Annotated in this window: 14 protein-coding genes; 13 read left to right on the top strand and 1 reads right to left on the bottom strand. The window is 62.1% G+C overall.

What is annotated here, in order from left to right; translation table 11 throughout:
• Positions 1 to 108 precede the first annotated feature (108 nt).
• From waaF to BFW87_RS13910, 11 genes are all read left to right on the top strand, one after another.
• Positions 109 to 1,143, top strand: a complete 1,035-nt coding sequence (gene waaF / locus BFW87_RS13860; RefSeq protein ID WP_078740353.1) for a lipopolysaccharide heptosyltransferase II — start codon at positions 109 to 111, stop codon at positions 1,141 to 1,143.
• A gap of 1 nt (position 1,144) precedes the next feature.
• Positions 1,145 to 2,206, top strand: coding sequence for a lipopolysaccharide heptosyltransferase I (gene waaC, locus BFW87_RS13865; RefSeq protein ID WP_078740354.1), 1,062 nt, complete (start codon positions 1,145 to 1,147; stop codon positions 2,204 to 2,206).
• Positions 2,206 to 3,330 (top strand): glycosyltransferase family 4 protein, encoded by a 1,125-nt coding sequence (locus tag BFW87_RS13870; protein WP_078740355.1) that lies wholly within the window; start codon positions 2,206 to 2,208, stop codon positions 3,328 to 3,330. The genes waaC and BFW87_RS13870 overlap by 1 nt, the downstream gene beginning before the upstream one ends.
• On the top strand, positions 3,327 to 4,133 hold the full coding sequence (gene rfaP, locus BFW87_RS13875; protein WP_078740356.1) for a lipopolysaccharide core heptose(I) kinase RfaP: 807 nt from the start codon (positions 3,327 to 3,329) through the stop codon (positions 4,131 to 4,133). Before BFW87_RS13870 ends, rfaP begins: the two co-directional genes overlap by 4 nt.
• The gene (locus BFW87_RS13880; protein WP_078740357.1) at positions 4,133 to 4,867 is read left to right on the top strand and encodes a lipopolysaccharide kinase InaA family protein; all 735 of its coding nucleotides are present in this window, start codon (positions 4,133 to 4,135) and stop codon (positions 4,865 to 4,867) included. The genes rfaP and BFW87_RS13880 overlap by 1 nt, the downstream gene beginning before the upstream one ends.
• Entirely contained in the window at positions 4,864 to 5,616 is a 753-nt protein-coding gene (locus BFW87_RS13885; protein ID WP_078740358.1) for a lipopolysaccharide kinase InaA family protein, read from the top strand. The genes BFW87_RS13880 and BFW87_RS13885 overlap by 4 nt, the downstream gene beginning before the upstream one ends.
• Positions 5,616 to 7,055, top strand: coding sequence for a lipopolysaccharide kinase InaA family protein (locus tag BFW87_RS13890; RefSeq protein ID WP_078740359.1), 1,440 nt, complete (start codon positions 5,616 to 5,618; stop codon positions 7,053 to 7,055). The genes BFW87_RS13885 and BFW87_RS13890 overlap by 1 nt, the downstream gene beginning before the upstream one ends.
• Positions 7,056 to 7,331: 276 nt before the next feature.
• Positions 7,332 to 8,315 (top strand): sugar ABC transporter substrate-binding protein, encoded by a 984-nt coding sequence (locus BFW87_RS13895; RefSeq protein WP_078740360.1) that lies wholly within the window; start codon positions 7,332 to 7,334, stop codon positions 8,313 to 8,315.
• The gene (locus BFW87_RS13900) at positions 8,315 to 9,838 is read left to right on the top strand and encodes a sugar ABC transporter ATP-binding protein (RefSeq protein WP_078740361.1); all 1,524 of its coding nucleotides are present in this window, start codon (positions 8,315 to 8,317) and stop codon (positions 9,836 to 9,838) included. Before BFW87_RS13895 ends, BFW87_RS13900 begins: the two co-directional genes overlap by 1 nt.
• A complete protein-coding gene (locus tag BFW87_RS13905; RefSeq protein WP_176159743.1) occupies positions 9,825 to 10,817 on the top strand; it encodes an ABC transporter permease in 993 nt (330 codons plus the stop codon). The genes BFW87_RS13900 and BFW87_RS13905 overlap by 14 nt, the downstream gene beginning before the upstream one ends.
• Entirely contained in the window at positions 10,814 to 11,740 is a 927-nt protein-coding gene (locus BFW87_RS13910; protein ID WP_078740363.1) for an ABC transporter permease, read from the top strand. Before BFW87_RS13905 ends, BFW87_RS13910 begins: the two co-directional genes overlap by 4 nt.
• A gap of 162 nt (positions 11,741 to 11,902) precedes the next feature.
• Here the strand turns inward: BFW87_RS13910 and BFW87_RS13915 are convergent, their stop codons facing one another.
• Positions 11,903 to 13,999, bottom strand: coding sequence for a TonB-dependent receptor family protein (locus BFW87_RS13915; protein ID WP_078740364.1), 2,097 nt, complete (start codon positions 13,997 to 13,999; stop codon positions 11,903 to 11,905).
• Positions 14,000 to 14,188: 189 nt separating this feature from the next.
• Here BFW87_RS13915 and BFW87_RS13920 point away from each other — a divergent pair, with 189 nt between their 5' ends.
• Positions 14,189 to 14,509 (top strand): YceK/YidQ family lipoprotein, encoded by a 321-nt coding sequence (locus BFW87_RS13920; protein ID WP_078740365.1) that lies wholly within the window; start codon positions 14,189 to 14,191, stop codon positions 14,507 to 14,509.
• A gap of 66 nt (positions 14,510 to 14,575) precedes the next feature.
• Positions 14,576 to 14,932, top strand: coding sequence for a YceK/YidQ family lipoprotein (locus BFW87_RS13925; RefSeq protein WP_078740366.1), 357 nt, complete (start codon positions 14,576 to 14,578; stop codon positions 14,930 to 14,932).
• Positions 14,933 to 14,971: the final 39 nt, after the last annotated feature.

Below are 14,971 nucleotides of genomic sequence, written 5' to 3' on the forward strand. Positions count from 1 at the left end.
CCCACATCAACCCGCTCCCACACAAAGCGGTTCCCTGGCCAACCGCGACCTACAGTAATTATCGAGGCGGGGAGGCATAAGCCTCCCCGCATCGTTTGTGGAAACTACATGAATATTCTGATCGTTGGGCCCAGTTGGGTCGGTGACATGGTGATGGCGCAGACACTGTTTCAGTGCCTGCGCATGCGCCATCCAGACTGCCAGATCGACGTGCTCGCCCCCGAGTGGAGCCGGCCGATCCTTGAGCGCATGCCCGAAGTGCGCCAGGCCTTGAGCTTTCCGCTCGGCCACGGCGCCCTGGAACTGGCGACCCGCCGTCGCATCGGCAAATCCCTGGCCGGGCAGTACGACCAGGCGATCCTGTTGCCCAACTCGCTCAAGTCGGCGCTGGTGCCGTATTTTGCCAGCATCCCCAAGCGCACCGGCTGGCGCGGCGAGTTTCGTTACATCTTGCTCAACGATGTGCGCACGCTGGACAAGACGCGCTACCCGCTGATGATCGAACGCTTTATGGCACTGGCCTTTGAGCCGGGCGCCGAGCTGCCCACGCCGTACCCGCGCCCCAGCCTGCAAATCGACCCGGTGAGCCGCGACGCGGCCCTGGCCAAGTTCGGTCTGGAGCTGGACCGTCCGGTGTTGGCGCTGTGCCCGGGCGCCGAGTTTGGTGAGTCCAAACGCTGGCCGTCGGAGCATTACGCCAAAGTCGCCGAAGCGAAGATCCGCGAAGGTTGGCAGGTGTGGCTGTTTGGTTCGAAGAAAGACCACCCGGTGGGCGAAGACATCCGCCAACGCCTGATTCCCGGCCTGCGTGAAGAAGCGGTGAACCTCAGTGGCGATACGTCGCTCGCCGAGGCGATTGATTTGCTCTCCTGCGCCGACTCGGTGGTGTCCAACGACTCCGGCCTGATGCACGTGGCCGCCGCGCTGAACCGCCCGTTGGTGGCGGTTTACGGCTCGACTTCGCCGGGCTTTACGCCACCGTTGGCCGACCAGGTTGAAGTGGTACGCCTGGGCCTGGATTGCAGCCCGTGCTTTGAGCGCACCTGCCGTTTCGGCCACTACAACTGCATGCGCCAGTTGCTGCCGCAGCCGGTCAACGAAGCCTTGCAGCGGTTGCAGGGCACTGCGGTCGAGGTCCGATAGTTTGCGCGTACTGGTAATCAAGACCTCATCCCTGGGCGACGTCATCCATGCCTTGCCGGCACTGACCGATGCCGCGCGGGCGATCCCCGGCATTCGTTTTGACTGGGTGGTGGAAGAAGGCTTTGCCGAAATCCCCACCTGGCACCCGGCGGTGGACAAAGTGATCCCGGTGGCCATCCGCCGCTGGCGCAAAAATATCTGGCAGACCCTCAAGAGCGGCGAGTGGCGGCGTTTCAAGCAGCGCATCCAGTCGACCAAATACGACTTGGTGATCGACGCCCAAGGCCTGCTGAAAAGCGCTTGGCTGACGCGCTATGTGCGTGCGCCGGTGGCGGGGTTTGATAAAAATTCGGCCCGTGAGCCGATTGCTGCGCGCTTTTATTCGCGTCGCCTGGCCGTGGCCCGTGGGCAGCACGCGGTGGAGCGTTTGCGCCAGCTGTTCGCCGTGGCCCTCGGTTATGACTTGCCCAAAGCCATGGGCGACTATGGCCTGAGCGTCGACAAACTGCTCGGCCTGCCGCCGAAAAAACCGTTCGTCCTGTTGCTGCACGGCACCACCTGGGACACCAAGCATTGGCCCGAAGCCTATTGGCGCGAGCTGGCCGAGCGCATGGGGCGTCTGGGTGTGGACGTGAAATTGCCGTGGGGCAACGCCGCCGAAAAGGCCCGCGCCGAACGCCTGGCCCAAGGCCTGCCGAACGCCGAAGTGCTGCCCAAACTGAACCTGGCCGGCGTGGCCCGTGTACTCGCCGGCGCGCGTGCCTGTGTGGCGGTGGACACCGGCCTCGGCCACCTCGCCGCGGCACTCGACGTACCGACCATTTCACTGTTTGGCCCCACCAACCCGGGTCTTACCGGCGCCTACGGCAAGGGCCAGATTCATCTGGCCAGCGACTTCCCTTGCGCGCCGTGCCTGCAAAAAACCTGTACCTATCAACCCACGGCCGACGACCTGCGTCGGTTCGACATCAAGCGCGAGTCGCCCCTGTGCTTCACGCGCTTGAACCCTGAGCGTGTGGCAAGCCGGCTGAGCACGTTGTTACTGGCTGAGGAGCTGCACTGATGCAACTGGCTTTTGTTTTGTACAAATATTTCCCCTTCGGTGGCCTGCAGCGCGACTTCATGCGCATCGCCCTGGAGTGCCAGAAGCGCGGCCACCAGATTCGTGTCTATACGCTGATCTGGGAAGGCGATATTCCGCCGGGCTTTGAAGTGCTGGTGGCGCCGGTCAAGGCGTTCTTCAACCATCGACGCAACGAGAAACTCAGCGCCTGGATGGAAGCCGACCTGGCCAAGCGCCCGGTAGACCGCTTGATCGGCTTCAACAAGATGCCCGGCCTGGACGTCTACTACGCCGCCGACGGCTGCTTTGAAGACAAGGCGCAAAACCTGCGCCACTCCCTGTACCGCTATTTTGGCCGCTACAAGCACTTTGCCGAATACGAGCGCGCGGTGTTTGCCAAGAACGCCAAGACCGAAGTCCTGATGATTTCCGAAGTGCAGCAGCCGCTGTTCATCAAGCATTACGACACCCCGCTGGAGCGCTTCCACCTGTTGCCGCCGGGCATTGCCCAGGACCGCCGCGCGCCGCCAGACGCTGCCGAGATTCGTGAAGGGTTCCGCAAGGAATTCAACCTGCGCGACGACGAGCTGTTGCTGGTGCAAATCGGTTCGGGGTTCAAGACCAAGGGCGTCGACCGCAGCCTCAAGGCCGTGGCCGCGCTACCGGCGGAACTGAAAAAACGCACCCGTCTGTTTGTAATTGGCCAGGACGACCCCAAAGTATTCCAGTTGCAGAGCGCCACGTTGGGCTTGGGCGATAACGTGCAGTTCCTCAAGGGCCGCAGCGATATCCCGCGTTTTCTGCTGGGTGCCGACCTGTTGATCCACCCGGCGTACAACGAAAACACCGGCACCGTGTTGCTCGAAGCCGTAGTCGCCGGGTTGCCGGTGCTGGTCTCGGCGGTGTGCGGTTACGCGCACTACATCAGTGAGGCCGACAGCGGTCTGGTGCTGGATGAACCGTTCGAACAGGCGCAACTCAATCAGTACCTGACGCAGATGCTTTCCGACACCTCACAGCGCGCGGCCTGGGGCCGCAACGGGTTGGCCTTCGCCGAGACGGCCGACCTCTACAGCATGCCGCAGCACGCGGCGGATGTGATTCTGGCGGAGCCAAAACGATGAAGTTGATTCTTGCCGAACCGTTCAAGACTTTATGGGCCGGGCGTGACGCCTTCGCCGAAGTCGAAAAACTGCAAGGCCAGGTGTTTCGTGAACTGGCGGCGCGTCGCACGTTGCGCACCGAGGTCGAAGGCCGCCCGTATTTCGTGAAAATCCACCGGGGCATCGGTTGGGCGGAAATCTTCAAGAACCTGATCACCGCCAAGTTGCCCGTGCTGGGCGCCGGCCTGGAATGGGATGCCATTCACCGCTTGCAGGAACTCGGCGTGCCGACCATGACCGGCGTGGCCTTTGGTGAAAGGGGCAGCAACCCGGCGGACCAGCACTCATTCATCATCACCGAAGAGCTGGCGCCGACCCTCAGCCTGGAAGACTTGACCGTGAACTGGGTGGCCGAGCCGCCCACCCCGGCGTTGCGTCATGCGCTGACGGACGAACTGGCGCGCATGGTCGGCGAGATGCACCGTGGCGGCGTAAACCACCGTGATTGCTACCTCTGCCACTTCCTGCTGGACACGTCCAGACCGATCGACGCCCGCGACATCAAGCTCTCGGTGATCGACCTGCATCGCGCCCAGTTGCGTGCGCACTTGCCGCTGCGCTGGCGCGACAAGGACTTATCGGCGCTGTACTACTCGGCGCTGGAAATCGGCCTGACCCAGCGGGACAAGTTCCGCTTCCTCAAGGGCTATTTCCGACAGCCATTGCGCCAGATTCTCGCCGAGCAGTCGGCGTCCTTGAGCCTGCTGCAGCGTAAGGCCGACAAGCTTTACGCGCGCAAACAACGCCTGGGGGATGCGATCTGATGGCGGGTTGGAACCTGGAACCTGCTTACGCCGCCCTCGCGGATGACTTTGGCAGCCTTGAGGCGGTATTCGCCCTGCAAGGCGAGCGCCTGACGCGTGACCCGCTGTCGGAAGTGATTCGTGTGGAGCGTGGCGGGGTCAATTACTACGTCAAACGTTATGTGGGCGCGGGCAAAGGCCTGCGCCGTTATTTGGGCAAGCCGCGGGTCAAGTCCGAGTGGCAGAACCTCAAGCGTTTCGCCAAATGGGGCATTCCCACCGCCGATGTGGTGGCCTGGGGCCTGGAGCGCAAGGGCCTGGCTTACGACCGTGGTGCGATGATTACCCGAGAGTTGCCGAAAACCGAAGACCTGTCGGCGCTGGCCGAGCGTAAAGACGCACGGTTGAAAGACCCCAAGTGGGTCAATGCGATCAGCCGTCAGCTCGCCGAATACACGCGCACGATGCACGATCATCGCTTCACCCATAACGACTTGAAGTGGCGCAACCTGCTGGTCGACGATCAGCAAACGCTGTACCTGATCGATTGCCCCAATGGTGATTTCTGGCGTGGCTTCTGGCTCAAGTACCGGATCACCAAGGACCTGGCCTGCCTGGACAAGGTTGCCAAGTATCACTTGTCAGCCACCCAGCGCCTGCGTTTCTACCTGCAGTATCGCCAACGTCCGCACTTGTCGGCATCAGACAAACAGCGAATTCGCCACGTAGTGAAGTTTTTCGAGGGACGCGAATGAGTGATTTCCTGGCGGCCGAAGACCGCGCTCTGCTTGAGCGCCACGGCCTGGCAACTTTTGACGCCCTGTGGGCCCGGCAACTGGACGCGGTGGACGAGCCGAACACCAGTGGCGGCGGCTGGAGCAGTGTGTTTCGCCTGGAGCTTGAAGGCCAGGGATACTACCTCAAGCGCCAGAGCAACTACCTGACGCGCACCTTGCACAAGCCGTTTGGCGAGCCGACGTTCGCCCGTGAATTTCGCAATATCAGCCGTTACCAGAAGCTCGGCATTCCCGCGTTGCAGGCGGCGTTCTTCGGGGAGCGCAAGGTCAATGGCGAGCGTCGCGCGATGCTGCTGACCCGTGCCCTCGACGGCTGGAATGATCTGGATTCATTGCTGGAGCAGTGGTCGCAGCTGAGCGACGCCCAGCACCGCGCAATCCTGTTGGCCTGCGGTAAGTTGGCCCGCCACCTGCACAGCGTGGGTCAGGTGCATGGTTGTTTCTACCCCAAGCATATTTTCCTGCAGGCGACCGCTGACGGTTACGCCGCGCGGTTGATCGACCTGGAGAAAACCCGCCCGCTGTTGTTTGGCCAGCGCGATCGGGTCAAAGACCTCGAGCCGCTGCTGCGCCGTGCGCCGCAATGGACGGACTCGCACGTTCGCCAGCTGCTGGCGGCCTACGTTGAACAGCCTGAGGACAGCCCGCTGGTGAGCGCCTGGTACCAGCGTCTGACGGCGCGTCGCAGCCATAAGGAGAAGCGCTGATGCGGTTGTCCGTGCTGAAAACTGCCGGGCGCGCGCCCGAGCTGCCCATCACCCTGGAACTCGCAGATGCCGCAGGCCCGGGGCAATTGCAATTGCTCAGCCTGCTGCGCGTGTTGCCGGGCGAGCGCTATGTGGGCGCCGCCGTCTGGCGCGGGCGCCCGGTGCTGGCCAAGTTGTTGGTGGGCGGCAAGGCTGCGCGGCATTTTCAGCGAGAACTCACTGGCGTACGCCTGCTGGCCGAGCAAGGCCTGACCACGCCGCTGTTGTTGGCGGACGGCTTGCAGGAAGGCGAGGGCGGCTGGCTGCTGTTCGACTTTATTGAAGGCGCCGAGAGCCTTGGCGACGCCTGGCAGGCGGTCGAAAGTTTGCCGCCGCTGGCCGACGAACAAACCGCCGTGCTCGCCGAAGCGCTGGGTGCGATTGCGCAGATGCACGCCAAGGGGTTGTGGCAGGAAGACTTGCACCTGGACAACCTGCTGCGCCAGGACGGCAAGCTGTACCTGATTGATGGTGCCGGGATTCGCGTCGAGGAGGCGGGCAAGCCGCTGTCGCGCCAGCGGGTGCTGGAAAACCTTGGGGTGTTTTTCGCGCAATTGCCGAAAAATCTTGAGCCGTTTACCGAAGAGCTGCTGGTGTATTACTTGCTGAGCAACGGCGAACACGCGTTGCCGCTGGAGGCCCTGGAAAAGCAGGTGCGTAAAGTCAGTGCCTGGCGTTTGAAGGATTTTCTGAGCAAGGTCGGCCGCGAATGCACGCTGTTCAGCGTGGTGCGCGGCGCCTTCGGTTTGCGCGCGATTCGTCGTGAAGAAGAGCCTGCGATGTTGCCGGTATTGGCGCAGGCAGATGCGTTGCTGGATCAAGGGCGCCTGTACAAGACCGGTGGCACGGCGACGGTAGGCAAAGTCGAGGTGGCGGGCCGCCCGCTGGTGATTAAACGCTACAACATCAAGAGCTTTGCCCATTGGCTAAAGCGTTTCTGGCGCCCAAGCCGGGCCTGGCATTCGTGGCGTGAAGGCAATCGCCTGGCGTTTTTGGGGATTGCTACGCCCAAGCCGTTGGCGGTGCTGGAGAAGCGGTTTCTGTGGCTGCGCAGCCGGGCTTATCTGGTGACTGAGTATTTGCCGGGGCCGGACATCATCGAGCGGTTTGCGCCCTACGTTGAGCACGGCGATGCGCCTGAAAGTGAACTGCTGGCGCTGGATCAGCTGTTTGCGCAATTGATTCGCGAGCGGATCAGTCATGGGGATTTCAAAGGCCATAACCTGTTTTGGGCGGGGGATCGGTGGTCGTTGATTGACCTGGATGCCATGTGTCAGCACGGGTCTGATGCGAGTTTTGCTTCGGCGTTCGCCAGGGACCGGGCGCGGTTTATGCGCAATTGGCCGCAGGAGAGTGGGTTGTATCAGGTGATTGATCAGCGGTTGCCTATGGCTCATTGAACGCCAGTGTCCGATTTTCTGTGGGAGCTGGCTTGCCTGCGATGGCGTCAACCGGGTCTGCCTGAGATACCGAGGTGTCTGCATCGCAGGCAAGCCAGCTCCCACACAAGCAAGTGTTGCCTGAGCAACAGCAATCAGGCACTTGGCAGCCGATAACGACAATTCGAACACTGCGGAAAAAATTATCTCTTTGATTTAACTGAATAAAGATTCTGGCACGCGCTCTGCAATGCCTCTGGCTGAACCCTTTAATCGGTCGCCCAGCGGAGCACCAGAATGCCTTTCACCCTTTCCTCGCTTTCCCGCCTGCTGTGCCTGGGCGCCGCCCTGCTACTGACCCAGGTGGCCCAAGCCGCCAACGAAGACGACGACAACGTCCCCTCTCTGGCGGGCAAACGCATCGCCGTCAGCATGACCGGTACCAGTCATTACTTCGACATCAAGGCCTTCCAGGCCCAAGTCGACGAAATCAAGCGCCTGGGTGGCACCCCGATCACTCTGGATGCCGGGCGTAACGACAAAAACCTCGTTACCCAACTGCAAACCGTCGTCACCCAAAAGCCTGACGCGGTGATCCAGACCCTCGGCACCCTCAGCGTGATCGACCCCTGGCTCAAGCGCATCAGCAAAGCCGGCATCCCGCTGTTCACCATCGATGCGCCGTCGCAATACAGCCTCAACAACACCACCTCCGACAACGTCGCCACCGGCAAGGCCCTGGCGGATCAGCTGATCAAGGACGCCGGTGGCAAAGGCAAGATCCTCGTGTTCAACGGCTTCTACGGCGTGCCCGTCTGCGCGATTCGCTACGACCAGCTGAAGCTCGCGCTCAAGGACCACCCGCAACTGGAGATCATCCAGCCCGAGCTGCGCGATGTGATTCCCAACACCGTGCAGGACGCCTATTCCCAGGTCTCGGCCCTGCTTAACAAATACCCCAAAGGCAGCGTCTCGGCGATCTGGTCGGCGTGGGATATTCCGCAACTGGGCGCGAGCAAGGCGTTGATCGACGCCAAGCGCACCGAGATCAAAACCTATGGCGTCGACGGCACGCCCGAAGTGCTGGCACTGCTCGGCCAGGCAGACTCGCCAGTAGGTGCGGTGGTGGCTCAGCAGCCGGCGCTGATCGGCAAGACCGCCGTGCAGAACGTCGCGCGCTACCTGGCCGGGCAGCGTGACCTGCCCAAGGAAACTCACGTGGCCACCTTGCTGACCACCGCCGCCAACCTGGCGCAGGTCCAGCAACTGCGGGGTGACTGATGACGGCGTTGCACCTGCAGCATCTGCACAAACGCTTTGGCGCGACACGGGCGCTGGATGACGCGAGCCTCAAGGTCGAGCGCGGCACCATTCACGGGCTGGTCGGTGAGAACGGCGCGGGCAAGTCGACCTTGATCAAGATCCTCGCCGGCATCCACAAGGCTGACGCGGGGCAGGTGAGTATCGATGGCCAGGCGTATGCCTCGCTGTCGCCGCGCCAGGTGGACGGGCTGGGCGTGCAGTTCATCCATCAGGAGCGCTTGCTGCCCGCCAGTTTCACCGTGGGCGAGGCGCTGTTTTTCGGGCATGAGTTACGCCGAGGCCCGTTTGTGGACCGGCGCCGGCAACAGCGTGAAGCCGAGCGCTTGCTGGCGGAATATTTTGACCTTCAGTTACCGACCGGTGCGCTGGTGAGCGAACTCAATAGCGCCGAGCGTCAGGTGCTGCAAATCACCCGGGCGTTGATTCGCAAGCCCAAGATCCTGGTGTTCGATGAGCCCAGCGTGGCACTGGTCAAGCGTGAGGTTGACCAGCTGTTGCGCATCGTCAAACGCCTGCGCAGCGAAGGTCTGTCGATTCTGTACATCTCCCATTACCTGCAGGAAATCGACAGCCTGTGTGATGAAGTGACGGTACTGCGCAATGGTCGCGACGTGGCAGTGGTGGAGCCTCGGCACACCTCCAGCGCCGAAATTGCGCGGCTGATGGTCAACCGCGAAGTGCAGGAGATGTACCCCAAGGCGAAGGTCGAGCCTGGCGAGCCGCTGCTGCAGGTGCGCGGGCTGAGTCTGGCGCGGCGCTATCAGGCTATTGATCTAGAGGTGCGACGCGGCGAAATCGTCGGCCTCACCGGGTTGGTCGGTTCGGGCGCAAAGGAATTGTTCAAAACGCTGTTTGGCGTCGAGAAAGCCGACAGCGGCAGCCTTCATCTGGAAGGGCATTTGCTGCGCCTGCGCTCGCCGGGCCAGGCAATTGCGGCGGGTATTGCGTTGGTGCCCGAGGAGCGCCGCACCCAAGGGATCTCGCCGGTGCTGTCGGTGCTGGAAAACCTCACGCTGGCGGGGCTCGCGCGGTTCTCGCGCTGGGGCCTGTTGAGTCGGCGTCAGGAGCAGGCCGAAAGCCTGCGGCTGATCGACGAATTGGCGATCAAGGCGCCTGGGCCACACGCGGCAGTCAGCCAGCTCAGTGGTGGCAACCAGCAGAAAGTCGCCTTGGGCAAATGGCTGAGCCGACGCTGCGCCGTGTACCTGCTGGATGAGCCCTGTGTGGGTGTGGATGTGGGTGCCAAAGTGGAGATTTACCGGTTGATCGGGCGCTTGGTGGAAGAGGGCGCGGCGGTGCTGGTGTTGTCGTCGGACCTGCCGGAACTGCTGGGCATCAGTGATCGCATTCTGGTGCTGCATCGCGGCGAGATTGCCGGTGAGTTCCGCGCGGGTGAGGCCGACAGCGATCAGTTGCTGGCCTGCGCCACGGGCGCGGTGTCTGTTCCTGCTGCATCGGTGCGGGAGGTTGAACATGCTTGAAGTCGCGACGCCGGGGTTTTCGCAACGCCTGTGGGTGCTGGTGTTGCGCCGAGGTTCGGTGGGCGTATTCCTGGCGATCCAGTTGGGGTTCGCCGTGGCGGCGCCGAACTTTCTGTCGGTGGGCAATCTGGCCAATGTGTTCAGCCAGTCGGCGATTCTTGGCGTGCTCGCCTTCGGGTTGACCTGCGTGATTATCGGTGGCGGTTCGAATGTGGTGGCCGGTGGGCTCGACCTGTCACTCGCCGCCAACCTGGGGCTGTGCGCCGCCGTGTTCAGTCGCCTCAACAATGCCGGTCTGGAGCTCTGGCAAACCTTGCTGCTGACTCTGGCGTGCGGTCTGGCGGTCGGTTTGCTCAATGGGCTGGCCGTGGTGGTGCTGCGTTTGCCACCGTTGCTGGCAACGCTGGCGAGCATGAATGTGCTGGCCGGGTTGGAGCTGGTGTTGACGGAAAATACCGTGGTCTCCACCGATTCGCCGCTGCTGGACCTGCTCAGTGGCGGGGCCTGGCTGGGCGTGCCCGCGCTGGCCTGGGTGTTGCTGGTGACGGCGGGGTTGCTGACTTTGCTGATCCAGCATTCGACCTACGGGCTGCGCCTGCACGCAGTGGGCGAGTATCCCCAGGCTGCCGAGGCGGCGGGTTTGCGCGTCCCGGTTTATGTACTGTCGAGTTACTTGCTGTCGGGCCTGTGCGCTGCGGTGGCCGCGCTGTGTTCGGCGGCGTTTTTCAGCGGCAGCACCACCGGTTCCGGGGACATGTTGCTGTCGGTGGTGGCGATCGCTTTTCTCGGCGTGGTGTTTTCAAGGCGGCTGGTGGCGAGTATTCCGGGTACGTTGCTGGCGGCATTGTTGATCGGTTTTCTGATCAATGGCTTTCAGTTGCTCAACGTGTCGAGTTTCTGGGTGAACGGCGTGCAAGGGGTGTTGATTCTGTTGGTGGTTGCGGCCTCCAGTGCGCTGAATAAAGGAGCCAGCTCATGAATCTGCGCGCATTGCTGCCGCTGACATTGCCTGTGGTCTTTGCCGTTATCGTGGTGGTGTTTGCGTTACAGGCGCCGGGGTTTCTGAGTGGCGGCAACCTCAAAAGCCTGGTGCTGAATAACTTTGTGTTGCTGGCAATCGTCGCTATCGGCATGACCTACGCGGTGGCCGCCGGTGGTATCGATTTGTCGGTGGGCACAGCGCTGGATTTCGCCAGTTTCAGCTTTGTGGTGCTGCTCAACGGCGGGCACGGCTGGGCCTTTGCCGCAACCGGTGCATTGGCGGCCGCGCTGCTGGTGGGCGTGGTGAATGCCGGGTTGATCGCGGGGCTGCGAATCAGTCCATTTCTCGCGACGTTGGGCACATTGTTTATCGGCACCAGCGCGCAGCAATTGCTCTCGGACGGCGGCCAGCCGATCTATATCGCCCAAGGCTTGAAACCCGAACTGACCGGGCTGACGCCCTTGCTGATCGTGTTGGGCCTGGCACTTTTTTACGGCCTGGCCCTGGCGCGCGGGCGCCTGGGGCGCGAGCTGTTGGCCCAAGGCACCCAGCCGTTGCTGGCGTATTACTCGGGGTTATCGGTGCGGCGCATCGTCACCGTCGTTTCGCTGGCGACGGCCTTGGCCTGCGGCGTGGCGGGGGTGTTGCTCAGTTCGACGGTCAGCGCTTACGTGCCACTGTCCGGCAACGCGTTTTTGCTCAATGCGATTGGCGCGGTGTTCATCGGCACGACCTTGAGCCGGCAGGGTCGGGCGAATATTCCCGGGACCCTGCTGGGTGTGTTGTTTATCAACGTGATTGCCAACGGCCTGCTGCTGATCGGCTGGAATTTTTACTGGCAACAGGTGGCGACGGGGGTATTGATCTTTGTGGTGCTGACCTTCAGTTTTGCGTCACGGCGGGTGCTGGAGCGGCATTAAAGGCGAAACACTGTCAATGCCGATCAGTTAGAGCTGGCACAGCCCTTGTGGCGAGCGGGCTTGCCCCGCGTTGGAGTGCGCAGCGCTCCCGCTTTTTTTGGGGCCGCTTCGCAGCCCAACGCGGGACAAGCCCGCTCGCCACAGTGTGGAGGGTGGGTGGCTTTAGAAGGTGTATTCCGCCCCGGCGCCGGCGTACCACGAGCGCCCCGGAGCTGCTTCGTAATAGCGGAAGTTGCCGTCGCCAACGATCACCGAGCCCACGTACTGGCGGTCGAGCAGGTTGTCCAGGCGCAGGGTCTGGTGGAAGGTCCAGTGTTCGACCTTCTGTTCGAAGCGAGCGCGCCAGTTGAACACGCTGTAACCGGGCGCGGCGTGTTGCGTGTTGGTGTCTTCGACGTAGACCTTGCTGCGGTACATGCCTTCCAGCGCAGTGCTGACCCAGTCGCGAGGCTTCCAGTTGAGCTCGGCGAACAGGGTGGTTTGCGGCACGCCGGGGAGGTAGTTGCCCTTGTCGATGGTTTTCCCGCTGTTGGTGAAGTCGCTGTCATAGGTGGCTTGCAGGCGGGTGTAGGCGAGGTTGGTGCTCCACTGTTCGCTGAGCTGGCTCTCCAGGCCCAGTTCGAAGCCGCGGCGCAGCGTGCGGCCGGCGTTTTGATAGGTGGTTCGGCCGCCATCGGACTTCTGCACCACCAACTCGTCGTCGGTGGTGATCTGGAACACGGCGGCGTTGAGGCGCGTGTCTTGGCCGACACGGGCTTTCAAGCCGACTTCCACTTGCTTGCTGACCGAAGGCTTGAGCGCGAAGTTGAAGCCGTTGGCGGTGCTGGAGTACGCCGACTCGGCCTGGGTCGGGGTTTCGAAGCCTTTGCCCGCGCTGACGTAACCGTGCAGGTCCGGGGTGAAGGCGTACATGACACTGACCGAGGGGGTGTTCTTCTGGTAGGTCTTGTTGCCGCTGTCGTTGCCGTCACTGAGGAAGTGGTCGTCCACGTCCATTTTCATGGTGCTGTGGCGCAGTCCGGCCTGCAGGGTCCAGTTGCCGAGCAGCCAGTTGGCTTGTACGAACGGGTCGAGGCTGGTGGCAGTGTCGATTTCATCGCGGCCCAGGGCACCTTTGACGCCGTGTTCGCCGTCGAGGGTGTTGGAATAGCCTTGGCGGTCATCCCTGCTGCGGTCGTAGTCGAGGCCGGTGATCAGGGTCAGGTCGCCGGGGGCGCTGGTGATGGGTTGCAGCCAGTGGACGGAGCCGCCGTAGAAATTGCGGTCGAAGTCCACGACACTGCCGCGCGCGTTGGCCGGGTTGGGCTGTCCCTTGATAATGTCCGGAATCGACAAATACTGAATCACACTGCGCCGACCGGTGTATGCATTCACCTGCAACGTCGCATCGCCGAAATACCGCTCATAATTCATCCCCAATTGCTGATGATCGATGCTTTTTCGCGTGTTGTACGTCAGCGCGGCCGGTGCCACTGAGCGCGGGTCGGCCTTGTAGGCCTCCCAGGTCTGCCCGAGCGGGTCCTGCGTGCCATTCTGCTCCAGGCTGCTGTAGATCAGCGCCAGCTTGCTGTCGTCGTCCGGCTGGAAGTTGAGTTTGGCAAAGGTCTGATCGCGACGCGCGCTGCTGTGGTCGCGGTAGCCGTCGGTGTCCATGCGTGAAGCGTCGAGCACAAAGCCTGCGCCGTTCGCCGAGCCTTCGGCGGTCAGGTGGTTTTTATTCAGGCCGTCGCTGCCCACCAGTGTCTCAGCGCCAATGCGCGGCGGGCCTTCGCCGTCGCGGGAAAACATCTGGATCACGCCACCGGCGTTGCTGCCATACAGCGTCGCCGCTGGGCCGCGCAGCACTTCGATGCGCTCGGCGGTGTCGAGGTTGAAGGTGGCCGCCTGGCCCTGGCCGTCCGGGGTGCTGGCGGGGATGCCGTCGGCTATCAGCTTGATGCCGCGCACGCCGAATGCCGAGCGGGCGCCGAAGCCTCGCGAGGAAATCTGCAGGTCCTGGGCATAGTTCTGACGGTTCTGCACCACCAGGCCCGGCACGCGGGATAGGGCTTCGGAGGCATTGATGCCAAGTTGGCCGTCGCTGATTTGCTCATGGCTGATGCTGTCGACCGAGTAGGGCAGGTCGAAGGTGGGGCTGGCGCTGCGCGAACCGGTGACGACGCTGGGGTCGAGAACCAGGGCGCTGCCTTCGGCCCGGGCGCTGTCGCACAGGGTAAGCAGGCCGGGCAGCAGCAGGGTGAAGCGGGTAAGGGTTTTCATCTATCAGCCGGAATCCGTGGCGTTTCTTAACGTGTAAACGCGCAAAAGGGCGCGAGTTTAGTGAAAGGGTGGTTTTTTAGCATTTCGGATTTTCCCCACGCAATTTGAAGGCGCCGCGCAGGAAGTGGGTGTGAGTTGGGTGATAGCGTTGCTGACCAATTTCGAGGTCAGGTAATGACAATAAAAATAATGGCTGTACTGGGCTTTGCTGCGCTGCTGTTGAGTGGCTGCGGAACCTTTAACAGCGTCGTGCGCAAGGATGGCGAAACGGCTCGTGAACTCAGGCTGATCAAAACCTATTGCCAGTCCATACCCCGTGTTTACAGTGGAGTGGCCTTTGATTTTTGCGCCCTGCATGCGGCTCCGGACCTCACTGGAATACTCATGCCTTTGGTACTGGTGGACATCGCAGTATCCGGCGTAGCCGACACAGTGGTGCTGCCATACACGATTTACCGGCAAGTAAATGATGGCAATATCAGTATCTACTGGCGCCCCGGCCGTTCTTGAACGGGGCTAGTATAGAGGGCATCGGCGCTGGCCGCGTTTCGCCGCTCAAACCAAAAGGAGTTGCCCATGAGCCCTCAATCCAAAGCCTTGCTGGTTCTAGCCCTGTCATTGGTGTCCGCTTGCGGCACGATCAACACGGTCTTTCGCCCGGATGCCGTCGCCAGTCAGGGCCTCAAGGATTCACGCAGCCACTGCGACAACGTGCCGCGCATCTACAGCGGCGTGATGTATGGGTTTTGTTACCTGAACAGTGAGCCCAAGCCTGCAAAGAGCCCGGAGGATCAAGACTTTGCAGATCGCGGGGCCAATATCTTCCCGATCATCGCCATTGAAGCGCTCGCCTCTGGCGTGGCGGACACGTTGGTGTTGCCCTACACGATCTACCGCCAGGGCAAGGACGGCAGTATCGAGATCTACCAGTGACCCGCCAGCCGCTAACAGCTTCCCCCTGCTTTTAAGTTA

The sequence above is a fragment of the Pseudomonas fluorescens genome, from assembly GCF_002022275.1.
GTDB lineage: Bacteria > Pseudomonadota > Gammaproteobacteria > Pseudomonadales > Pseudomonadaceae > Aquipseudomonas > Aquipseudomonas fluorescens_AJ.